This is a genomic window from Streptomyces sp. NBC_00704 (assembly GCF_036226605.1).
Lineage (GTDB): Bacteria > Actinomycetota > Actinomycetes > Streptomycetales > Streptomycetaceae > Streptomyces.
In genome coordinates this window covers 3,057,612-3,077,863 of the sequence record NZ_CP109000.1, presented here as the reverse complement: position 1 = coordinate 3,077,863, position 20,252 = coordinate 3,057,612, and the positions used below count along the sequence as shown (strand labels likewise).

Below are 20,252 nucleotides of genomic sequence, written 5' to 3'. Positions count from 1 at the left end.
CTTCAGGGCTCCGGGGGTCTTCGCGTGTCCGTGTCCGTGGACGAGGTCTCCGTCCACGCCGGCGTCTACGCCTTCGTGAGGTCCTCGACCTCTTCCTCGGGCTCACGGCCCGGGGTGGGCAGGTTCCACTTCGTGATCGCGAAGCGGAAGACCACGTAGTAGATCGCGCCGAAGACCAGACCGATCGGGATGATCAGCCACGGCTTGGTGGCCAGGTTCCAGTTCAGGGCGTAGTCGATGAAGCCCGCGGAGAAGGTGAACCCCGCGTGCACGCCGAGCGCCCAGGTGATCGCCATCGACAGGGCGGTGAGCACCGCGTGGATCGCGTAGAGCAGCGGGGCGATGAACATGAACGAGAACTCGATCGGCTCGGTCACGCCCGTCACGAAGGACGTCAGCGCGAGCGAGATCATCATGCCGAGGACGGCCTTGCGGCGCTCGGGGCGCGCGGTGTGGGCGATGGCGAGCGCGGCGGCCGGGAGACCGAACATCATGATCGGGAAGAAGCCGGACATGAACTGTCCCGCACTCGCGTCACCGGCGAAGAAGCGGGTCAGGTCACCGTGCACGACGGCGCCGGCGGAGTCCTTGAAGTCACCGATCTGGAACCACGCCACGGAGTTGACGAACTGGTGCATGCCGACCGGGATGAGCGCGCGGTTGATCAGACCGAACAGACCCGCGCCGACGGTGCCGAGACCGGTGATCCACTCGCCGAAGTTGGAGATGCCGTCACCGATCGGTTCCCAGACCAGGCCGAAGAAGACGCCCATGGCCGTGCCGACGAAGGCCATGATGATCGGCACCAGACGACGGCCGTTGAAGAAGCCGAGCCAGTCCACCAGCTTCTTGCGGTGGTAGCGCTGCCACAGCACGGCGGACAGCAGACCCATGATGATGCCGCCGAAGACACCGGGGTTGTTGTAGGTCGCCGCTATGTCCGCGCCCGCCTGGACCTTCGCCTCGGTCACGGGGAACGCCTTGAGGACGTTGCTGTAGACCAGGAAGCCGACCAGGGCGGCGAGCGCGGTGGAGCCGTCCGCCTTCTTGGCGAAGCCGATCGCGACACCGATGCAGAACAGCATCGGCAGGTTGTCGAAGATCGCACCGCCGGCCGAGGCGAACACCTCCGTGACCTTGTCGGGCAGGTGCAGCTTGTGCGCGATGTCCGGGACTCCCAGCCGCAGCAGGATGCCCGCCGCCGGCAGCACGGCGATGGGCAGCTGAAGGCTTCGGCCGACCTTCTGGAGGCCCTGGAAAAGGCCCGATCCCCGCTTCTTCGCGGGGGCCGCCGTGGGCGCGGTGGCGGTGCTCATAGACTTCCTCCATCGGTGATGGTCTACACCACTGAGTGGTGTAGACCATGTTCTAGCACGATGGTGGCGATATAAGGAACCCGTCAAACGTGCAACCGAAGAACTACGCCCCGTGCCGGATCTCGGACGCCCGCCCCGTCTCCGCGGGCCTCCGCTCAGGCCTTGGTGACGTCCTCCCGTTCCTCCTCCGGCTCCCGCCCCGGCGTCTTCAGGTCGAACCGCGTGATCGCGAACCGGAACACCGCGTAGTAGACGACGGCGAACCCCAGCCCGATCGGGATCATCGCCCACGGCCGCGTCGCCAGATTCCAGTTGATGACGTAGTCGATCAGCCCCGCCGAGAAGCTGAACCCGTCATGCACGCCCAGCCCCCACGTCACCGCCATCGACGCACCCGTCAGCAGCGCGTGCACCGCGTACAGCAGCGGCGCCACGAACAGGAACGAGTACTCGATCGGTTCCGTGATGCCCGTGACGAACGACGTCAGCGCCACCGACAGCATCAGCCCGCCGACCTCCTTGCGCCGCCCCGGCCGCGCACAGTGCGTGATCGCCAGCGCCGCCGCCGGAAGCGCGAACATCATGATCGGGAAGAACCCCGACGTGAACTGGCCCGCGTTCGGGTCGCCCGCGAGGAACATGTTGATGTCACCGTGCACCTCCGTCCCGTCCGGCTTCGTGTAGCTGCCGAACTGGAACCAGATGGGCACGTTCAGGAACTGGTGCAGCCCGATCACCAGCAGCGCCCGGTTCGCCAGACCGAAGATCCCCGCACCCCACGAACCCAGCCCGCTCAACCAGTCGCTGAAGCTCTCCAGGCCGTCACCGATCGGCGGCCACACCCACAGACACAGCGAGGCGAACGCGATCGCCACGAACGCCATGATGATCGGCACCAGGCGCCGCCCGTTGAAGAACCCGAGCCAGTCCACCAGCTTCGTCCGGTGATACCGCTGCCACAGATAAGCGGTCAGCAGACCCATCACGATCCCGCCGAACACCCCCGGATTCTGGTACGTGAAAGCCCCCACCGTGTTGTCCGTCGCCTGACACCCGATGTTCGGGATGACCTTCGAACCCGGCCCGCAGTCCTCGGGGAACTGTTGCAGCACGTTGTAATAGACAAGGAACCCGGCCACCGCCGCCAGCGCCGTCGAACCGTCCGCCTTCTTCGCCATCCCGATCGCCACACCGACGCAGAACAGCATCGGCAGCCCCAGCGAACCGTCGAGCAGCGCCCCGCCCGCACCCGCCATCACCTTCGACACGTTCGTCCAGCCCAGCCCGTCGTCCCCGAACACATCAGGCTGGCCGAGGCGGTTGAGGATGCCGGCCGCCGGCAGCACCGCGATCGGCAACTGCAGACTGCGACCCATCTTCTGCAGACCCTGGAACGCGCGCTGCCACCGCAGGCGCGCCGGGCTGACGTCGGTCTGCGCGCTCTCGGCACTCATCGTTTGGCGACCGCCTGTCAGGTGGTGTAGACCAGCTACGGACGATTGGGCTGCTGTGACGTCATCCTCGGACACACACCGCGCAATCGCTCGCGAAGATGGGCCAACTGTGGGTTACTGCGACAAAGCGGTTCAGCCAAGAATTGCGGCGCGCATCAGGGAATCAGGGAGCGGAACATGGCCACCAAGGCTGAGAAGATCGTCGCCGGACTCGGCGGCCTCGACAACATCGAAGAGATCGAAGGCTGCATCACCCGCCTGCGCACCGAGGTCAACGACCCCTCGAAGGTCGACGAAGCCGCCCTGAAGGCCGCCGGCGCCCACGGCGTCGTCAAGATGGGCACCGCCATCCAGGTCGTCATCGGCACCGACGCCGACCCCATCGCGGCGGAGATCGAAGACATGATGTGACGAGCCCCCCGGCTCGCCCCAGGGGCTCCCCCCACCGCGGGAGGAGCCCCTTCCGCATGTGCGGCTAGGCTCAGCGCCATGTCTCGAATCGACGGCCGCACCCCCCAACAGCTCCGCCCCGTCACCATCGAACGCGGCTGGAGCAAGCACGCCGAGGGCTCCGTCCTCGTCTCCTTCGGCGACACCAAGGTCTTCTGCACCGCCTCCGTCACCGAAGGCGTCCCCCGCTGGCGCAAGGGCAGCGGCGAAGGCTGGGTCACCGCGGAGTACTCCATGCTCCCCCGCGCCACCAACACCCGCGGCGACCGCGAGTCCGTCCGCGGCAAGATCGGCGGCCGCACCCACGAGATCTCCCGCCTCATCGGACGCTCGCTGCGCGCCGTCATCGACTACAAGGCGCTCGGCGAGAACACCATCGTCCTCGACTGCGACGTCCTCCAGGCCGACGGCGGCACCCGCACCGCCGCCATCACGGGCGCCTACGTCGCCCTGGCCGACGCCGTCACCTGGGCCCAGGGCAAGAAGCTCATCAAGGCCGGCCGCCAGCCCCTCACCGGCACGGTGTCCGCCGTCTCCGTCGGCATCGTCGCCGGAGTCCCGCTCCTCGACCTCTGCTACCAGGAAGACGTCCGCGCCGACACCGACATGAACGTCGTCTGCACCGGCGACGGCCGCTTCGTCGAGGTCCAAGGCACCGCCGAGGCCGAGCCGTTCGCCCGCGACGAACTCAACTCCCTTCTCGACCTCGCCGTTTCCGGCTGCGCCGAACTCACCGCCCTCCAGCGCGCGGCACTCGACGCCCTTCCGGAAAAGTAAACGGCACGCCGGGAACGCGGCGGGCACGGGCAACCGGCCCGCCCTCCGGCGCGTCTTCGCCAGTGCACCGACGGGGTCCTCCTGGGCCTGACAACGGGAGGAACCACCGATGACCACGGCCGCCGGCCCACGCACCCACCGCGCCCTCATCGCCGCCGCCACCGCGGCCGCCGCCCTCGGCCTGGCCCTCACGGCGACCGGCTGCGCCGCCGTCGACAAGGCACTGGACTGCGTCCAGACCGCCGACTCCATCGCCGACAGCGTCACCGACCTCCAGCAGGCCGTGCGCAACGCGGCGAACGACCCCACCCAGACCCAGGAGTCCCTGACCGCCATCGAGAACGACCTCGAATCGATCGGCGACAAGTCGGACAACGCCGACGTGAACAAGGCCGTCGACCACCTCCAGGCAGCCGTCGCCAACGTCCGCACCGCCATCGAGAACGGCGACGAGACCCCGGACCTCAGCCCCGTCACCGACGCGGCCGGCGAACTCACCAAGGTCTGCACACCGTAGGGACGGCCCACGGCACTGGGGATACTGGGCGCATGACCCGCCTGATCCTCGCCACCCGCAACGCCGGAAAGATCACCGAACTCAGGTCGATCCTCGCCGACGCAGGACTGCCCCACGACCTCGTCGGCGCGGACGCCTACCCCGACATCCCCGACGTCAAGGAAACCGGCGTCACCTTCGCCGAGAACGCCCTGCTCAAGGCCCATGCCCTCGCACAGGCCACCGGCCACCCGGCCGTCGCCGACGACTCCGGCCTCTGCGTCGACGTCCTCAACGGCGCCCCCGGCATCTTCTCGGCCCGCTGGTCCGGCCGACACGGCGACGACCGCGCCAACCTGGACCTCCTCCTGGCCCAGCTCTCCGACATCGCCGAGGAACACCGGGCCGCGCACTTCGCCTGCGCCGCGGCCCTCGCCCTCCCGGACGGCACCGAACGCGTCGTCGAGGGCCGGCTGCGCGGAGTGCTGCGCTTCGCCCCCGCGGGTGCGGGCGGCTTCGGCTACGACCCGATCCTCCAGCCGGACGGCGAGACGCGCACCTGCGCGGAACTGACACCGGCGGAGAAGAACGCCATCAGCCACCGGGGCAAGGCCTTCCGGGAACTGGTGCCGGCGGTACGGGAACTGCTGGGCTGAGGAGTGTCCATCAGCAAGGTCCGGATTGCGGAAGCCGCAAGTCGGACCTCGCTGATGAAGGTGAGTGCGGCCTGAGGGATTCGAACCCTCACGGGATTGCTCCCAGCGCGCCCTAAACGCGAGGCGTCTACCAATTCCGCCAAGGCCGCTCACACGGTCGTCAAGCTCGACCGGCGGCCCTCAGTGTACGGGGCCACGCCCGACCCGGCGAGTGGGTCCTGCCCTTCCGGCGACGCCACGGCTCGGCCGGCGCGGGGCGGTGAGGGCACAGGCGGCGCGGTTTTCCGAGCGCCGAGTGACGAACCGTCTGCCTGACGGTCCCGCTGGGGATGTGAAGCGGCCCGGGTCGGGGGTCCGGCCCGGGCCGTCCGTGCGGGGGAGGGGGCCTCAGATGCCCAGGTCCTTGATGATCTTGGCGACGTGGCCGGTGGCGCGGACGTTGTAGAGGGCTCGTTCGACCTTGCCCTCCTCGTCCACCACGACGGTGGAGCGGATGACGCCCATGTACGTCTTGCCGTAGTTCTTCTTCTCGCCGAACGCTCCGTACGCGTCGAGCGCGGTCTTGTCCGGGTCGGCCAGGAGGGTGACCTTCAGGGACTCCTTGTCACGGAACTTCCCCAGCTTCTCGGGGCTGTCCGGGGAGATGCCGAGGACGTCGTAGCCGGCGCCGGTCAGCAGTTCGAGGTTGTCGGTGAAGTCACAGGCCTGCTTGGTGCAGCCTGGGGTCAGCGCGGCCGGGTAGAAGTAGACGATGACCTTGCGGCCCTTGTGGTCCGACAGGGAGACCTGGTTGCCGTCGGCGTCGGAGAGGGTGAAGTCGGGGGCCACGTCCCCGGGCTGGAGTCGCTCGCTCATCGGGCCAGCCTAACCGGGGGTCCTGACAGTGCGGCGGCGCGCGGAGCTGACAGACTGTCCGGGACTGGGATCGCAGAACAAGAATCGGCTGACTTCGGAGGCCTTACCGTGGCGGAGACGTCGGACACCAGAACCCCGGCGCAGATCGAGGCGGACATCAGGGCCCGCCGCGAGGTGCTGGCGGAGACGCTGGACGAGATCGGGGTGCGGGTGCACCCGAAGACCATCGTCGGGGACGCCAAGGCCAAGGTCGTCGCCAATGTCGATCACACCTTGGGCCGGGCCTATGTGCAGGTCAACCGGGTCGTGAGCGAGGTGCGGGCGCAGTTCGTGGACGAGGACGGCGCACCCCGGCTGGAGCGGGTGGTGCCGGCGGCGCTCGTCGTCGTCGGGGTCGTGGGGCTGCTGGCCCTGGGGGCCCGCCGGCGCCAGGGCTGACCGGGTCCGGGACCGCCCCGGACCCGCCCGCTCACGGATCGGCTCCGGGCAGGTAGGTTCAGTGCTGTGAGCGCCAAGAGAGACGACCTCGATCCCCGGCACGACAAGCTGCCCATCCGGATGCTGCACGACCGTGTGCTCGTGCGGCAGGAGACCGGCGAGGGCGAGCGGCGTTCCGGTGGCGGCATCCTGATTCCCGCCACCGCGGCCGTCGGCCGCCGGCTGGCGTGGGCGGAGGTCGTCGCGGTGGGGCAGAACGTGCGGACGGTGGAGCCGGGGGACCGTGTGCTGTACGACCCGGAGGACCGGGCGGAGGTGGAGGTGCGGGGCGTGGCGTATGTGCTGATGCGGGAGCGCGACCTGCACGCCGTCGCCGCGGACCGGTTCGAGGGGTCGGAGGACTCGACGGGGCTGTACCTCTGAGCCGACGGTGGCGGAGCCCTCCGGGGCGACGACGGAGAAGGGGCTGGTGACCGCGGTCACCAGCCCCTTTCGTGTTTCCTTCGCTATCGTCGAAGGCACCCGACGAGACGCGCCGTACCGGGATCCGCAAAGACGACGCACGCACTGTCCTGTGTCAGTCGTCGTTCCGGAGGTGCCCCATGGCCTGGGTTCTGCTCGTCGTCGCCGGTCTGCTGGAGGTGGGCTGGTCGGTGGGGATGAAGTTCACCGAGGGGTTCACCCGGCTGGTGCCGAGTGTGTTCACCGGCGCGGGGATCGTCGCGAGCATGGTGCTGCTGTCGTACGCGGCGCGCTCGCTGCCGATCGGGACGGCGTACGGGGTGTGGGTGGGGATCGGTGCGGCCGGGGCTGCGGTGGTGGGGATGGCGGTGCTGGGGGAACCGGTGACCGCCGCCCGGATCTTCTTCGTCTGTCTGCTGCTCGTCGCCGTGGTGGGGCTGAAGGTCACCGGAGGCCACTGACCGGAAGCCACTGACCGGAGAGCGCCGTACTCCGCTGGTCGCCGCCGTCCGCCCGCGCGGAACGGGCGCGGACGGACGGGCGGGCGGCGGGCGGTCGCTAGTCGCGGCGGACGGGTGTGAGCTGGGGGCCGACGGTGGTGCCTCCCGAGTTGCCGGGGTCGCCGGTGGCGCCGCCGTCGGTGGCGCCGGCCGCTGCGCCCCCGCCGTCGGTCCCGCCGGAGTCGGCGCCGGAGGTGGCGCCCCCGGTGGTGGGGCTGCCGCCGGTCGCGCCGGCCGAGGTGGCACCGGTGTTCGTGCCGCCGTTGCCGGTGGCGCCGGAGGTGGTGTCGCCGTTGGCGCCGCCGGTGGTGTGGGCGCCGCCCGTCTGCCCCTGGGTCTGGCCCTGCGTCCGGCCCTTGGTGGCGTCGCCGGAGGGGGTGCTGCCGGTGGACTCGTCGTCGCCGGGCTCGTCCGAGGAGGGCGGGGTGGACGGGTAGGCGGACTCCTCGCCGCCGTCCTGGATCTGGAGGTTGAACTCCGAGGCCGGGGTGCCCTTGAGGGCGTTCCTGGTGAACTGGGCCCAGATCTGGGTGGGCGCGCCGCCGCCGTTGATGCGGTCGAGGCCCATGGCGCCCTTGAGGGACTTGTGGTGGGCGGTCTCGGGATCCTGGCCCATGACGGCGACGACGGTGGCGAGGTCGGGGGTGTAGCCGGCGAACCAGGCGGCCTGGTCCTCCTCCGCGGTGCCGGTCTTGCCGGCGGCGGGCCGGCCGGCGGCGAGGGCCTCGGTGGCGGTGCCGTTCTCGACGACGCTGCGCAGGACGGAGGTGGTGGTGTCGGCGGCTTCGCGGCTGACGGCCCGGGTGGCCTTGTACGCGGGCAGCTCCATCACGTCGGCGCCGTTCTTGGTGACCTTGCCGATCAGGGTGTAGGCGCCGTGCTTGCCGTGGTTGGCGAGGGTGGCGTAGGCCTCGGCCATGTTCAGGACGCTGGCGTTGGCGGTGCCGAGGGCGATGGAGGGGTAGGGCTGGAGGTCGGGGGTGGTGGCGGGCAGGCCGAGGTCGATCGCGGTCTGCTTGACCTTGGCGGGGCCGACGTCGACGGCCATCTGCGCGTACACCGTGTTGACGGACTTGTCGGTGGCGGTGCGCACGTTGATGTCGCCGTAGTTGACGTAGTCCTCGTTCTCGGGGGCGTAGGAGGGCCCGGACCAGCCCTGGACGGGGCGTTTGTTGGTGCCGTCGTAGACCGTGTTGGGCGTGATCTGCCGGCGGTCCTGGGTGGTGGAGTCGTTCTGGACGGCCGAGGTGAAGACGAACGGCTTGAAGGTGGAGCCGACCTGGAAGTCCTGGCGGGTGGCGTTGTTGGTGTACTGCTTGACGTAGTCGACGCCGCCGTACATGGCGAGGATCTTGCCGGTCTTGGGGTCGACGGCGGCGCCGCCCGCGCGGACGTAGGAGTCGACCTTGCGCTTCTTCGGGTCGAGCTTCGACATGAGCTTGTCGTTGACGGCGTCGACGAAGGCCTTCTGCTTGGCCCTGTCGAGGGTGGTGGTGATGCGGTAGCCGCCGCTCTCCAGCTCTTCCGAGGTGACGATCTTGTTGTTCTTGAGGTGGTCCCTGATCGCGTTGACGAGGTAGCCGCGCTGACCGGACATGCCGTTGTCGGCGCCGGACGTCTCCTTGGGCGCGGGGAACTTCATGCCGCTGCGGGCGGTCTGGCTGAGCCAGCCCTTGGTGACCATGCCGTCGAGGACGTAGTTCCAGCGGGCCTGGGCGGCGGCCTTGTTCTCGGGGTGCGCGATGACGTCGTACTCGCTGGGCGCGTTGACCAGTGCGGCCAGGTAGGCGCCCTGGGCGGCGGTGAGCTTCGCGGCGTCGACGCCGTAGTAGGCCTTGGCGGCGGCCTGCATGCCGTAGGCGTTGCGGCCGAAGTAGCTGGTGTTCAGGTAGCCCTCGAGGATCTCGTCCTTGGACTTCTCGCGGTCGAGCTTGATGGAGATGAAGAACTCCTTGAACTTGCGCGTGACGGTCTGTTCCTGCGCGAGGTAGTAGTTCTTCACGTACTGCTGGGTGATGGTGGAGCCGGACTGCTTGCCCTTGCCGGTGGCGGTGTTCCAGCCGGCCCGCAGCATCGCCTTGGGGTCGATGGCGGACTCGGTGTAGAAGTCGCGGTCCTCGGCGGCCAGGACGGCGTGCTGGGCGTCCTTGGAGATCTGGGAGAGGTCGACGTTCTCGCGGTTGACGGTGCCGTCGCGGGCGATCTCGGTGCCGTCGGCGTAGAGGTAGACGTTGGACTGCTTCATGGCGAGTGCGTTGGCCGGCGGGATCTTGACCATCGAGTAGCCGAGGAAGAACAGGCCGACGACCAGCAGGACGCCGAGGACGAACGTGCCCAGCACCATGCGCCAGGTGGGCAGGAGGCGGCGCAGTCCGGTGCGCTTGGGTCGCTTCACCTTGTTCTCGCTTCCCCCGTCACCCGCCTCGGGCTTTCCTGGTGCCCAGCCTTCGGTCGGCTGCTGCGGCTGCGGATCGTCACTCATGTGCTGCAGGACTCCTGATTTCGCGTGGGTACGTTCCCGTACGCCTCGTAAGCCTCGTACGCCTTCTGCGCCCCCTGTTGAAGACTCTCGCACCCTGCGTTCCGTTCCCGACAATCGGCGCGTGTTTGTGCCGGAAATCGCGTGGCGCGCGACGGCGGCGGCGCACTAGGCTCCTGCGCTTCGGTGCCGACGGGGGCACCAGGGGTGACTCGTGGGCGAGGAGGAGGGTTGCCTTGGGATCGGCGCGGTTGTACGCGGCCGTCGCGGTGGGGAGTTTCCGAAGGTACGCGACCTATCGGGTGGCCACGGCCGCGGGGGTGTTCACCAACACGGTTTTCGGCCTGATCCTCGTCTACACGTATCTGGCGTTGTGGGACGCGCGGCCGCATCTGGGCGGTTACGACCAGTCACAGGCGGTGACCTATGTGTGGCTGGGGCAGGCGCTGTTCGCGACGCTGGCGATCCAGGGCGGCGGCTTCGAGGCGGACCTGATCGAGCGCATCCGCACGGGGGACGTGGCGGTCGATCTGTACCGGCCGGCGGATCTCCAGGCGTGGTGGCTGGCGGTGGACGTGGGGCGGGCGGTGTTCCAGCTGGTGGGGCGCGGCGTCGTGCCGTTCGTGTTCGGCGCGTTGGTGTTCCCGACGGCGTTGCCGCGTGATCCGGCGGTGTGGGCGGCGTTCCTGGCGGCGGTGGGGCTGGCGATGGTGGTGAGTTACGGGATCCGGTTCCTGGTGGCGTTGAGCGGGTTCTGGCTGCTGGACGGGACGGGAGCGATGCAGACGCTGGTGGTGACGGGGATGTTCTGCTCGGGGATGGCGTTGCCGTTGAACGCGTTCCCGCAGCCGTGGGGGGAAGTCGTGGCGGCGTTGCCGTGGGCGGCGCTGTTGCAGATGCCGGCGGACGTGCTGATGGGCGAGGTCGATCCGTGGTCGGCGTTCGCCTTCCAGGCGGTGTGGGCGGTGGCGCTGCTGGCGGTGGGCCGGCTGGTGCAGCGGGCGGCGACGCGGCGGGTGGTGGTGCAGGGTGGGTGACGCGGGCCGGCTCGCGGAGGGGCTGCGGGCGTACCGGCTGATCGCGGGGATGTGGATCCGCTCGACGCTGGCCTACCGGGTGTCGTTCGTGATGACGGCGCTGGGCGGCCTGCTGGTGACGGGGCTGGATTTTGTCGCGATCTTGCTGATGTTCTCGCAGGTCGACGCGCTGGGCGGTTACTCGTTGCCGGAGATCGCGTTCCTGTACGGGCTGTCGGCGATGTCGTTCGGGCTGGCGGATCTGGCGATCGGCTCGGCGGGCCGGCTGGGGACGCGCGTGCGGGACGGGACGCTGGACACGCTGCTGGTGCGTCCGGCGCCGGTGCTGGCCCAGGTGGCCGCGGACCGGTTCGCGTTGCGCCGGGTGAGCCGGATCGTGCAGGGGGCGGTGGTGTTCGGGTACGCGCTGGTGGCGACGGACGTGGCGTGGTCGGCGCCGAAGGTGCTGCTGGTGCCGGTGATGCTGCTGAGCGGCGGGGCGATCTTCGCGTCGGTGTTCGTGGCGGGCGCGGCCTTCCAGTTCGTCGCGCAGGACGCGGCGGAGGTGCAGGCGGCGTTCACGTACGGCGGCCAGACGCTGTTGCAGTATCCGCCGACGGTGTTCGGCACGGAGCTGGTGCGGGGGGTGACGTTCGTGTTCCCGCTGGCGTTCGTCAACTGGGTGCCCGCGTCCTATGTGTTGGGGCGGCCGTATCCGCTGGGGCTGCCGGGGTGGGCGGCGTTCGCGCCGCCGCTGGTGGCGGCCGTGTGCTGTGCGGCGGCGGGGCTGGCGTGGCGGGTCGGACTGAGGTCGTACCGGAGCACGGGGAGTTGAGGGTGACGGTGTCGGAGAGTGCGTTCATCGAGGTGGACCGGGTGGAGAAGGTCTTCGACGTGCGTCGCAGGACCGGTTTCCTCAAGCGGGAGCTGCGGCGGGTGCGGGCGGTCGACGCGATCTCGTTCCGGGTGGCGCGGGGCGAGATGGTCGGGTACATCGGTCCGAACGGGGCCGGCAAGTCGACGACGATCAAGATGCTGACGGGGATCCTGACGCCGAGCGGGGGCCGCCTGCGGGTGGCCGGGATCGATCCGTCGCGGGAGCGGACGCGGCTGGCGCACCGCATAGGCGTGGTGTTCGGGCAGCGCACGACGCTGTGGTGGGACCTTCCGCTGATCGACTCGTACCGGTTGATGCACCGCATGTACCGCATCCCGGACGGCCGTTACCGGGAGAACCTCGACCGGCTGGTGGAACTCCTGGACCTGGGCGCGCTGTTGGAGGTGCCGGTGCGCCAGCTGTCGCTGGGGCAGCGGATGCGCGGCGACATCGCGGCGGCGCTGCTGCACGATCCGGAGGTGCTCTACCTGGACGAGCCGACGATCGGTCTGGACGTGGTGTCCAAGGCGCGGGTGCGGGAGTTCCTGCGGGAGCTGAACGCCGAGCGCGGTACGACGGTGCTGCTCACGACGCACGATCTTCAGGACATCGAGCAGTTGTGCTCGCGGGTGATGGTCATCGACCACGGTCGGCTGGTGTACGACGGCGCGCTGGCGGGGCTGCACGAGGCGGGCGAGAGCGAGCGGACGCTGGTGGTGGACCTGGAGCGGGAGCTGCCGCCGATCGAGGCGGGGGAGGCGGCGCGGGTGGTGAGGGTGGAGGGGCCCCGTCAGTGGCTGGCGTTCCCGGCGTCGGCGTCCGCCGCTCCGCTGGTGGCGCACATCGCGGCGCGCTACCCGCTGGTGGACCTGTCGGTGCGGGAGCCGGACATCGAGGCGGTGATCGCCAAGATGCTGTACGGGCCGGGGAGTTCGGGCGGTACGCCGTCGCAGCGGCGCACCGTAGTGCCGGGGACCGCGAACTCGTAGGCTGCTGACATGACCGACGACGCAGTCCCGGATTCCCCGGACGCCCCGGACGCCCCGGACCTTCGTGCCTCCGACGCCGATCGTGAGCGGGTCGTCGAGGTGCTGCGGGACGCCCTCGCCGACGGCCGTCTCGACATGGCGGAGTTCGAGGAGCGGCTGGAGGAGACGTACCGGGCGCGCACGTACCGGGAGTTGGCGCCGATCACCCGGGACCTGCCGGCCGCCGGGGTCGTCCCGCCGCCGGTGGTCCCGCTGCACAAGGAGCCCGCACGCGGCGGGGGCCCGGACGGGCGGATCGTGGGCGGCGGGGGGTCGTCGTGGGCCCTGGGGGTGATGTCCGGCTTCCAGCGCAAGGGCCGCTGGACGGTGCCGCGGCGTCTGAACTGCGTGGCCTTCTGGGGCGGCGGGGAGATCGACCTGCGGGAGGCGGACTTCTCGGCGGGCGAGGTCGAGATCACCTGTGTGGCGGTCATGGGCGGGATGCAGATCGTCGTGCCGCCGGGCGTCGAGGTCGTGGTGCGCGGTGTCGGCGTGATGGGCGGGTTCGACCACCGGGAGAGCGGGGTGCCGGGCGATCCGGGCCTGCCGCGGGTGGTTGTCACGGGGTTCGCCTTCTGGGGCGGGGTCGGCATCGAGCGCAAGAAGACGCGGGCGGCCCGGCAGCAGGAGAAGCGCGACCGCAGGGCGGCCCGGCATGAGCCGCACGCCGCCCTCCGGGACGAGGCGCACGACGCGCACCGGCCCGTGCTGGAGGGGCGGCACGACCTCCACCACGACCTCCACCACGACCTCGGCCTGCGGCCGGAACGGCAGCGCGAGGAACGCCGGGAGCGGCGGGAGGGCCGCGACCGCCAGGGCGACCGGGATGGCCGGGGCGGCGGGGAACGGTACGTCGAGGACTGACGGTCGCCCCGGCCCGGGGCCGTGGCCGGGGCCGGTGCGGTAATCGGCGGGCGTCCGCCGCGGTGCGTGGGCCGCTGCCGCTGCCGCTACAGCCGGGCCGGTGCGGAGGCGGTCAGTTGCGCCAGGTCCAGGGTGCGGGCCATCTCGCGGTAGCCGCGGTCGTCGGGGTGCAGATGGTCGCCGGAGTCGTACTCCGGGCGCAGGCCGCGCGGGTCGTAGGGGTCGCGCAGCGCCTTGTCGAAGTCGACGACCTCGTCGAACACGCCGCCCGCGCGGATCGCCCGGTTGACCTGCTGCCGTACCTCCTCCCGGGCGGCGCTGTAGCCGCGGTGGCCGCGGAACGGCATGAGGGTGGCGCCGACGGCCTTGATGCCGCGCGCGTGGGCGCGGTCGACGAGGGTGCGCAGGCCGGCCACGATCGCCTCCGGGGCGGCGGGTTGCGTGCCGCGCAGGATGTCGTTGACGCCGAGGTCGATGACGACGGCCTTCACGCGGGGGCGGTCGAGGACATCGCGGGTGAAGCGGTTCAGGCCGGAGGCGCCGCGCCGCGGGTCGTCGGCGAGGAGCCGGTTGCCGCTGATGCCGGCGTTGACCACGGCGTAGCGGGGTGCGGAGCCGTCGGCGGCGCGGGCGGAGCGGAGCCGGTCGGCGAGGACGTCGGGCCAGCGGTGGTTGGCGTCGGCGGTGGAGGTGACGCCGTCGGTGAGGGAGTCGCCGAACGCGACGACGGTGCCGTCGGCCTCGTCGCCGAGGACGTCCAGCGCGGTCAGGTAGCGCCAGTAGGGGGTGGTCCCGGTGAACGCGGCGCCGCTGGTGTCCTCGGTGGACTCACCTTCGGCGACGTAGCTGGTCTGCCGGGCGCGGGGGTGGTAGGTGACGGGCCCGGCCGAGGTGGGGGAGTAGACGCTGACCAGGACGTCCGTGTCGGCCGGGACGACGACGGCGACGGGGTCGCTGACGGTCTGCCCGCCGGCCGGGACGACGACGGAGGCGGCGCCCCCGAAGGAGAGCCGGCGCAGGGTGCCGGGGTCGGCGGCCGGGCCGTCGTCGTGGGCGGCGACGGCGAGCGTGGCGTGGGTGACGGTGAGGGGGCGGTCGCCGTAGAGGTTGGACAGGGTGACGCGGGCGGCGCTCCCGCCGACGCCGGTGTGCACGACGTCGCGGACCGTGCGGCCCGCCGTGCCGCCGGCCGCCGTGCCCGGTTCCGCGCCGGCCGGGGCCGCGGTCCAGGCGCCCACCCAGACGCCGGTGGACACGGGGGCGGCGCGGTACGGGCCGCGCCCCGCGGCGACGGCGCCGGGCGCGGGCCGGTGGCCGGGGCCGTGCTCGGCGGCGGCTGTGACGTAGATCGCGGCGGACAGACCCAGGACGAGGGCGACGATCGCGGACAGCAGGGCATAACCATGATGCTTGGCGGTCATGCGGGTGCGTGTCTCCTCGTGCGCGGGGAGCCCGTGGCTCCCGATCGGTGCAGGAGTTCGCCCTCGATCTCCCCGCTCTGACAGACGACGGGAACTCCTGTTCCGTTCCGGGAGTCGGTCAGGAAGGGACAATGTGCGCGGGATCACCGAACGGGTGGAGCAAATGGAACGTACCGAAGCGGCAGCACCGGACGCGGCCCCGTCCTACCGGGCCATGACCTCCTTCACCCCCGCGGACCAGGAGAAACAGCGCGGGGTACGGCAGATGAAGCTCACCGCGGCCGGGCTGCTGCTGTTCGTGGCGGTGGTGTACGTCCTCGCCGAGTGGGCCTCCCACCGGGGCGCGGGCCCCTGGGCCGGCTATGTGGCGGCCGCCGCGGAGGCGGGCATGGTCGGCGCGCTCGCCGACTGGTTCGCGGTCACGGCGCTGTTCCGTCACCCGCTCGGCCTGCCCATCCCGCACACGGCGATCATCCCGAACAAGAAGGACCAGCTGGGCGTCTCGCTGGGCGAGTTCGTCGGCGAGAACTTCCTCTCCGAGGACGTGGTGCGCGGGCGGCTGCGCTCGGTGGGCATCGGCACCCGGCTGGGCGTCTGGCTGGCGGATCCCGCCCACGCCGACAGGGTGACGGCCGAGCTGGCGACGGCGCTGCGCGGCGCGCTGACGGTGCTGCGCGACTCGGACGTGCAGGCGGTGGTGGGGGAGGCGATCACCCGGCGCGCCGACGCCCAGGAGATCGCGCCGGGCATGGGAAAGCTGCTGGAGCGGATCGTGGCGGACGGCGGCCACCGGCGCGCCGTCGACCTGGTGGTGGGGCGGGCGCACGACTGGCTGGTGCTGCACGCCGACTCGGTGATGGACGCCGTGCAGGGCGGCGCGCCCGGCTGGACCCCGCGGTTCGTCGACAAGAAGGTCGGGGAGCGCGTCTACAAGGAGCTGCTGCGTTTCTGCGCGGAGATGCGGGACATGCCCTCCCACCCGGCCCGCGGGGCCCTCGACCGGTTCCTCACCGACTTCGCCGCGGATCTCCAGTCCGACACGCAGACCCGCGCGCGGGTGGAGCGGCTCAAGGGCGAGGTGCTGGGCCGGGGCGAGGTCCAGGACCTGATCGCGTCCGCCTGGACGGCCGTCCGCTCGATGATCGTCGCGGCGGCGGAGGACGAGCGCAGCGAGCTGCGTCTGCGGGTGCGGGCCTCGCTGCTGTCGCTGGGGGCCCGGATGGCGACGGAGCCCAAGGTGCAGGAGAAGGTCGACAGCTGGGTCGAGGGGGCCGCGGTGCACGTCGTCACGACGTACCGCAAGGAGATCACCTCGCTGATCACCGACACGGTGGCGAGCTGGGACCCCGAGCACACCACCCGCAAGATCGAGGCGAACATCGGCCGGGACCTCCAGTTCATCCGCATCAACGGCACGGTGGTGGGCTCACTGGCCGGCCTGCTGATCTACACCGTGGCCCGGGCCCTGGGCGCCTGACCCCGGCACGGACGCCCCCGGCAGCGGGCCGCGCGGCCCTCGTCCCGTCGACGCGGCGGCGCGGACGCCCGTGACCCGGCGGTGGTGCGGACGTCCGTGGCCCGGCGGTGGCGCGGGCTGTGCGGGGCGTCCAGGTATGCGGGGCTTGAAGGCGCTGGTCGCGGGAACACGGACCGCGTCGCTCGACGAGGAGCGTGCGTGCCGAGGAGGGAGCCCATGACCAGCGCCGAAGCTGCCGTGCCGGCCGAGAGAGACCGCACGATCACCACAGACATCCCCGCCCGCCTGGACCGGCTGCCCTGGTCGCGCTGGCACTGGACCATCGTCTTCGGACTGGGCACCGTGTGGATCCTGGACGGCCTGGAGGTCACGGTCGTCGGGAACATCGCGAGCCGGCTGTCCGAGCCGGGCAGCGGCCTGCCCATCACCTCCGGGCAGGTCACCGGCATCGCGGCCGCGCTGTACGTGGCCGGCGCCTGCATCGGCGCGCTCTTCTGGGGCCGGCTGACCGACAAATGGGGCCGCAAGAAGCTCTTCATGATCACCCTCGCGGTGTATCTGGCGGCCACCGCCCTGACCGCCGTCTCCTTCGACACCTGGTGGTTCCTGCTCTTCCGCTTCCTCACCGGCTTCGGCATCGGCGGCGAGTACGCGGCCATCAACTCGGCGATCGACGAGCTGATCCCGGCGCAGTACCGGGGGCGCGTCGACCTCATCATCAACGGCAGCTTCTGGCTGGGCGCGGTCGCCGGTTCGCTGCTGTCGATCGTCGCGCTGAACACGGACATCTTCGCGGCCGACGTCGGCTGGCGGCTGACGTTCGCCCTGGGCGCCGTCCTCGCCCTGGTCATCCTCCTCGTGCGGCGGCACGTCCCGGAGAGCCCACGGTGGCTGCTGATCCACGGCCGCGACCGCGAGGCCGAGGAGATCGTCACCTCCATCGAGAAGCAGATCGAGGAGGACAAGGGGGAGCGGCTGCCGCGCGCCGAGGGCGAGCTGACGATCCACCAGCGGCGCAGCGTGTCCTTCGTCGAGATCGCCCGCACGGTGTTCTCGAAGTACCGTCGCCGCGCGGTCCTCGGCTTCTCCCTCTTCATCGGCCAGGCGTTCCTCTACAACGCGATCACCTTCGGCTTCGGCGCGATCCTGACGAAGTTCTTCGACGTGCCGAGTGGCAACACCGGCTACTACTTCGCCGTCATCGCGATCGGCAACTTCTGCGGCCCGCTGCTGCTGGGCAAGCTGTTCGACACGGTCGGCCGCCGGGTGATGATCTCCTCGACGTACCTGCTGTCGGGTCTGCTGCTGTTCGGCACGGCCTGGCTGTTCGACCAGGGCTCGCTGAACGCGACGACGATGACGGCCTGCTGGTGCGTGGTGCTGTTCTTCGCTTCGGCGGGCGCGTCGAGCGCCTATCTGACGGTCTCCGAGATCTTCCCGATGGAGACCCGCGCGATGTCCATCGCCTTCTTCTACGCCCTCGGCACGGCCGCCGGCGGCATCAGCGGCCCCCTGCTGTTCGCCAAGCTCACCGACACCGGCAAGGTCGGCGACACGGTCCTCGCCTTCTGCGTCGGCGCGACCCTGATGTGCCTGGCGGGCCTGGTCGCGGCGTTCCTGGCGGTCAACGCCGAACGGCGTTCCCTGGAGGACATCGCCAAGCCGCTGAGCGCGGCGGCGGCGAAGGCCAAGGGCGTGGCCGGCCGCGGCGCGAAGCCGGCCTGACGCGGCCCGGAGTCGGCCTGACGCGTCGCGGACCGGGGCGGGGTCCCCTGACCCGCCCCGGTCCGCCTACGCCCCCGTCGTCGATCCGGGCCGGACGATCATCAGGACCGTCACCGTCGCCCACAGCAGGTTGAACACGCCGGTGAACATGGCGAGCCGGACGGTCGTCGCCCGCGCCCCCCGCCCCTCGACGAGCACCTCCTGCCGCGGCAGCACCAGGATCAGCAGGACGCCTGCGGCCAGGACGGTCAGCACGATCGACGCGATCAGCCACGGGTCGCCCATCACCCCCATCGCGCTCGCGGTGGCGAACCCGAACACGGGGACGGCGATGCCCACGGCCGCGTACACCTGGCAGATGCGGTGCAGCAGCCGCACGGTCCCGGCCGCGCCCGTGTCCTCGGGCGCGGCCAGCGCCTTGCGCGCGGCGGGCGGGAACATGCTGGCGGCGACGGTCACGGGCCCGACGGCGACGATCGCGGCGAGGACGTGGAGGGCGAGGAGGAACTTGGTCACGCACCGACGCTAGACGGCACGAAGATCACGCGGAAGCGGCGGGAATGCCAGAGGCCGACGGATTCCCGCCACCGCACCCGCCCGACCGCCCGTCCCGCCGAACCCGCACGCGACCACGGCAGAACGGCCCACGTCCGCCCGTCCCCGCGCCGCGCACCCCCTCCCCGCCCCCGGTCGCAGGCTTGGCGAAATCCCGTCGGCTGCCTAGCATCGCGCCATGCACACCGTCGCCGTACTGGTCCTGGACGGGGTCGTCCCCTTCGATCTGTCCGCCCCGATCGACGCCTTCGGCTGGGCGCGGCTGCCCGACGGCCGCCCCGCGTACCGGGTGCGGGTCTGCTCGCCGGCCCCCTCCGGGGAGGTGAGCGCGGGGGCGTTCACCGTGCGCGCGCCGTACGGGCTCGAAGCGCTGGCCGAGGCGGACACGATCATCCTGCCCGGCGTCGCGGACCCGCCGCACGAGCTGCCGCCGGGGGTCGCCGAGGCACTGCGCGACGCGGCGGCGAACGGCACCCGGATCGCCTCCGTGTGCGTCGGCGCGTTCGTGTTCGCCGCGACGGGCCTGCTGGACGGGCTGCGCGCGACCACGCACTGGGCGGCGGCACGCGAACTGGCCCTGCGCCACCCGCGGGTGGAGGTGGATCCGAACGTCCTGTACGTCGACCACGGCCGGTTCCTCACCTCGGCGGGCGCGGCGGCGGCCCTCGACATGTGCCTGCACATGATCCGCAGCGACTACGGCTCGGCGATCGCCGCCCAGGCGGCCAGGATGTCGGTCATGCCGCTCGAACGGGAGGGCGGCCAGGCCCAGTTCATCGCCCAGGACCTGACACCGGCCCCGGCCGGCGCGACCCTGGAACCGCTCCTGGTCTGGCTGGAGGACAACTGCGGCGACGACCTGACGCTGGACCGGATCGCCGAGCACGCCGGCCTGAGCACCCGCACGCTGAACCGCCGCTTCCGCGAGCAGACCGGCACGACGCCGCTGCGCTGGCTGCACCGGGCCCGGGTCCGACGCGCCCAGTACCTGCTGGAGTCGACGGCCTACCCGGTCGAACGGATCGCCGCCCAGGCGGGCTTCGGCTCCCCGACGGCCTTCCGTGAATGCTTCCGCAAGGTCGCCGGCACCAGCCCACAGGGCTACCGGCGGGCGTTCCGGTCGAAGGAGAGCGCGGGAGCGGGAACAGGCGTTCCGGGACGGCCCACCGGCGCCCCCCGGGCGGACGCGACACGAGCCTGATCGGGCGTCGTGGTGTCAGGCGTCGGATTGCGTCAATCTCCTTGCGGCATCGCTGTGTTGTCGATGACGACGGCCGGCTGGTCGCTGTCCGAAGTCCGGGGTCCTGACCGAACCGGGGCACCGGCCTCGAATTGCGTCGAATTCAGCGACCAAACGTGAGGTATGTCATTCCTCGGCTGTGCTTGCTTAGTGACTGTGATGAACT

20 protein-coding genes, 1 tRNA gene and 1 riboswitch are annotated in these 20,252 nt (G+C 71.0%); of the genes, 14 read left to right on the top strand and 7 right to left on the bottom strand.

Annotated features, from left to right (window positions below; genetic code table 11):
• Nucleotides 1-65: 65 nt before the first annotated feature.
• Nucleotides 66-1,316, bottom strand: coding sequence for a PTS transporter subunit EIIC (locus OG802_RS13485; RefSeq protein WP_329410399.1), 1,251 nt, complete (start codon nt 1,314-1,316; stop codon nt 66-68).
• Between the two features lie 155 nt (nt 1,317-1,471).
• Nucleotides 1,472-2,770 (bottom strand): PTS transporter subunit EIIC, encoded by a 1,299-nt coding sequence (locus OG802_RS13480; RefSeq protein WP_329410397.1) that lies wholly within the window; start codon nt 2,768-2,770, stop codon nt 1,472-1,474.
• A 177-nt stretch (nt 2,771-2,947) separates the two neighbouring features.
• Between OG802_RS13480 and OG802_RS13475 the strand changes: the two genes are divergently transcribed.
• The 4 genes from OG802_RS13475 to rdgB all read left to right on the top strand — a co-directional run bounded on the left by OG802_RS13475 (nt 2,948) and on the right by rdgB (nt 5,149).
• Nucleotides 2,948-3,181, top strand: coding sequence for a PTS glucose/sucrose transporter subunit IIB (locus tag OG802_RS13475; protein ID WP_329410395.1), 234 nt, complete (start codon nt 2,948-2,950; stop codon nt 3,179-3,181).
• 78 nt (nt 3,182-3,259) lie between these two features.
• Nucleotides 3,260-3,997, top strand: a complete 738-nt coding sequence (gene rph, locus OG802_RS13470) for a ribonuclease PH (RefSeq protein ID WP_329410393.1) — start codon at nt 3,260-3,262, stop codon at nt 3,995-3,997.
• Between the two features lie 109 nt (nt 3,998-4,106).
• Nucleotides 4,107-4,514, top strand: a complete 408-nt coding sequence (locus OG802_RS13465; protein ID WP_329410391.1) for a hypothetical protein — start codon at nt 4,107-4,109, stop codon at nt 4,512-4,514.
• A gap of 32 nt (nt 4,515-4,546) precedes the next feature.
• On the top strand, nt 4,547-5,149 hold the full coding sequence (rdgB, locus tag OG802_RS13460) for an RdgB/HAM1 family non-canonical purine NTP pyrophosphatase (protein WP_329410389.1): 603 nt from the start codon (nt 4,547-4,549) through the stop codon (nt 5,147-5,149).
• A 65-nt stretch (nt 5,150-5,214) separates the two neighbouring features.
• Here rdgB and OG802_RS13455 read toward each other — a convergent pair.
• Together OG802_RS13455 and bcp are read right to left on the bottom strand one after the other, a co-directional pair.
• A tRNA-Leu gene (locus OG802_RS13455) sits at nt 5,215-5,298 on the bottom strand.
• Between the two features lie 238 nt (nt 5,299-5,536).
• Nucleotides 5,537-6,004, bottom strand: coding sequence for a thioredoxin-dependent thiol peroxidase (gene bcp / locus OG802_RS13450; protein ID WP_329410387.1), 468 nt, complete (start codon nt 6,002-6,004; stop codon nt 5,537-5,539).
• Between the two features lie 108 nt (nt 6,005-6,112).
• On the opposite strand from bcp, the gene OG802_RS13445 reads away from it, so the two are divergent.
• From OG802_RS13445 to OG802_RS13435, 3 genes are all read left to right on the top strand, one after another.
• Nucleotides 6,113-6,442: a DUF3618 domain-containing protein gene (locus OG802_RS13445; RefSeq protein ID WP_329410385.1), complete on the top strand. Its 330-nt coding sequence runs from the start codon at nt 6,113-6,115 to the stop codon at nt 6,440-6,442.
• Between the two features lie 120 nt (nt 6,443-6,562).
• On the top strand, nt 6,563-6,865 hold the full coding sequence (locus OG802_RS13440) for a GroES family chaperonin (protein WP_236052880.1): 303 nt from the start codon (nt 6,563-6,565) through the stop codon (nt 6,863-6,865).
• A 72-nt stretch (nt 6,866-6,937) separates the two neighbouring features.
• Nucleotides 6,938-7,007, top strand: a riboswitch (guanidine-III (ykkC-III) riboswitch).
• Between the two features lie 37 nt (nt 7,008-7,044).
• Nucleotides 7,045-7,365: a DMT family transporter gene (locus OG802_RS13435; protein WP_329410381.1), complete on the top strand. Its 321-nt coding sequence runs from the start codon at nt 7,045-7,047 to the stop codon at nt 7,363-7,365.
• A gap of 97 nt (nt 7,366-7,462) precedes the next feature.
• On the opposite strand, the gene OG802_RS13430 is transcribed toward OG802_RS13435, so the two are convergent.
• Entirely contained in the window at nt 7,463-9,886 is a 2,424-nt protein-coding gene (locus tag OG802_RS13430) for a transglycosylase domain-containing protein (RefSeq protein ID WP_329410379.1), read from the bottom strand.
• Between the two features lie 233 nt (nt 9,887-10,119).
• Here OG802_RS13430 and OG802_RS13425 point away from each other — a divergent pair, with 233 nt between their 5' ends.
• Genes OG802_RS13425 through OG802_RS13410 form a run of 4 tightly spaced genes read left to right on the top strand, consistent with a single transcriptional unit; the run spans nt 10,120 to nt 13,668 of the window.
• A complete protein-coding gene (locus tag OG802_RS13425; RefSeq protein ID WP_329410377.1) occupies nt 10,120-10,920 on the top strand; it encodes an ABC transporter permease in 801 nt (266 codons plus the stop codon).
• A 49-nt stretch (nt 10,921-10,969) separates the two neighbouring features.
• Nucleotides 10,970-11,734, top strand: a complete 765-nt coding sequence (locus OG802_RS13420; protein ID WP_329417041.1) for an ABC transporter permease — start codon at nt 10,970-10,972, stop codon at nt 11,732-11,734.
• Between the two features lie 2 nt (nt 11,735-11,736).
• Nucleotides 11,737-12,765 carry an ABC transporter ATP-binding protein gene (locus OG802_RS13415; protein WP_443055235.1) on the top strand — a complete coding sequence of 343 codons (1,029 nt, stop codon included), beginning with the start codon at nt 11,737-11,739 and terminating at the stop codon, nt 12,763-12,765.
• A 9-nt stretch (nt 12,766-12,774) separates the two neighbouring features.
• Complete coding sequence (locus OG802_RS13410; RefSeq protein WP_329410375.1) at nt 12,775-13,668, top strand: DUF1707 SHOCT-like domain-containing protein; 894 nt, start codon at nt 12,775-12,777, stop codon at nt 13,666-13,668.
• An 86-nt stretch (nt 13,669-13,754) separates the two neighbouring features.
• Here OG802_RS13410 and OG802_RS13405 read toward each other — a convergent pair whose 3' ends face one another.
• Nucleotides 13,755-15,089, bottom strand: a complete 1,335-nt coding sequence (locus OG802_RS13405) for an SGNH/GDSL hydrolase family protein (RefSeq protein WP_329410373.1) — start codon at nt 15,087-15,089, stop codon at nt 13,755-13,757.
• 163 nt (nt 15,090-15,252) lie between these two features.
• Between OG802_RS13405 and OG802_RS13400 the strand changes: the two genes are divergently transcribed.
• Both OG802_RS13400 and OG802_RS13395 read left to right on the top strand, forming a co-directional pair.
• The gene (locus tag OG802_RS13400) at nt 15,253-16,566 is read left to right on the top strand and encodes a DUF445 domain-containing protein (protein WP_329410371.1); all 1,314 of its coding nucleotides are present in this window, start codon (nt 15,253-15,255) and stop codon (nt 16,564-16,566) included.
• Nucleotides 16,567-16,782: 216 nt separating this feature from the next.
• The gene (locus OG802_RS13395) at nt 16,783-18,291 is read left to right on the top strand and encodes an MFS transporter (protein WP_329410369.1); all 1,509 of its coding nucleotides are present in this window, start codon (nt 16,783-16,785) and stop codon (nt 18,289-18,291) included.
• 66 nt (nt 18,292-18,357) lie between these two features.
• On the opposite strand, the gene OG802_RS13390 is transcribed toward OG802_RS13395, so the two are convergent.
• Entirely contained in the window at nt 18,358-18,807 is a 450-nt protein-coding gene (locus OG802_RS13390; protein WP_329410367.1) for a hypothetical protein, read from the bottom strand.
• A gap of 217 nt (nt 18,808-19,024) precedes the next feature.
• Between OG802_RS13390 and OG802_RS13385 the strand changes: the two genes are divergently transcribed.
• A complete protein-coding gene (locus OG802_RS13385; protein WP_329410365.1) occupies nt 19,025-20,047 on the top strand; it encodes a GlxA family transcriptional regulator in 1,023 nt (340 codons plus the stop codon).
• Nucleotides 20,048-20,252: the final 205 nt, after the last annotated feature.

Coding starts and splice junctions, on each gene's coding strand:
- OG802_RS13485 (WP_329410399.1), bottom strand. CDS start 1,316: ATGAGCACCGCCACCGCGCCCACGGCGGCCCCCGCGAAGAAGCGGGGA.
- OG802_RS13480 (WP_329410397.1), bottom strand. CDS start 2,770: ATGAGTGCCGAGAGCGCGCAGACCGACGTCAGCCCGGCGCGCCTGCGG.
- OG802_RS13475 (WP_329410395.1), top strand. CDS start 2,948: ATGGCCACCAAGGCTGAGAAGATCGTCGCCGGACTCGGCGGCCTCGAC.
- rph (WP_329410393.1), top strand. CDS start 3,260: ATGTCTCGAATCGACGGCCGCACCCCCCAACAGCTCCGCCCCGTCACC.
- OG802_RS13465 (WP_329410391.1), top strand. CDS start 4,107: ATGACCACGGCCGCCGGCCCACGCACCCACCGCGCCCTCATCGCCGCC.
- rdgB (WP_329410389.1), top strand. CDS start 4,547: ATGACCCGCCTGATCCTCGCCACCCGCAACGCCGGAAAGATCACCGAA.
- bcp (WP_329410387.1), bottom strand. CDS start 6,004: ATGAGCGAGCGACTCCAGCCCGGGGACGTGGCCCCCGACTTCACCCTC.
- OG802_RS13440 (WP_236052880.1), top strand. CDS start 6,563: ATGCTGCACGACCGTGTGCTCGTGCGGCAGGAGACCGGCGAGGGCGAG.
- OG802_RS13435 (WP_329410381.1), top strand. CDS start 7,045: ATGGCCTGGGTTCTGCTCGTCGTCGCCGGTCTGCTGGAGGTGGGCTGG.
- OG802_RS13430 (WP_329410379.1), bottom strand. CDS start 9,886: ATGAGTGACGATCCGCAGCCGCAGCAGCCGACCGAAGGCTGGGCACCA.
- OG802_RS13420 (WP_329417041.1), top strand. CDS start 10,970: ATGTGGATCCGCTCGACGCTGGCCTACCGGGTGTCGTTCGTGATGACG.
- OG802_RS13410 (WP_329410375.1), top strand. CDS start 12,775: ATGACCGACGACGCAGTCCCGGATTCCCCGGACGCCCCGGACGCCCCG.
- OG802_RS13405 (WP_329410373.1), bottom strand. CDS start 15,089: ATGACCGCCAAGCATCATGGTTATGCCCTGCTGTCCGCGATCGTCGCC.
- OG802_RS13400 (WP_329410371.1), top strand. CDS start 15,253: ATGGAACGTACCGAAGCGGCAGCACCGGACGCGGCCCCGTCCTACCGG.
- OG802_RS13395 (WP_329410369.1), top strand. CDS start 16,783: ATGACCAGCGCCGAAGCTGCCGTGCCGGCCGAGAGAGACCGCACGATC.
- OG802_RS13385 (WP_329410365.1), top strand. CDS start 19,025: ATGCACACCGTCGCCGTACTGGTCCTGGACGGGGTCGTCCCCTTCGAT.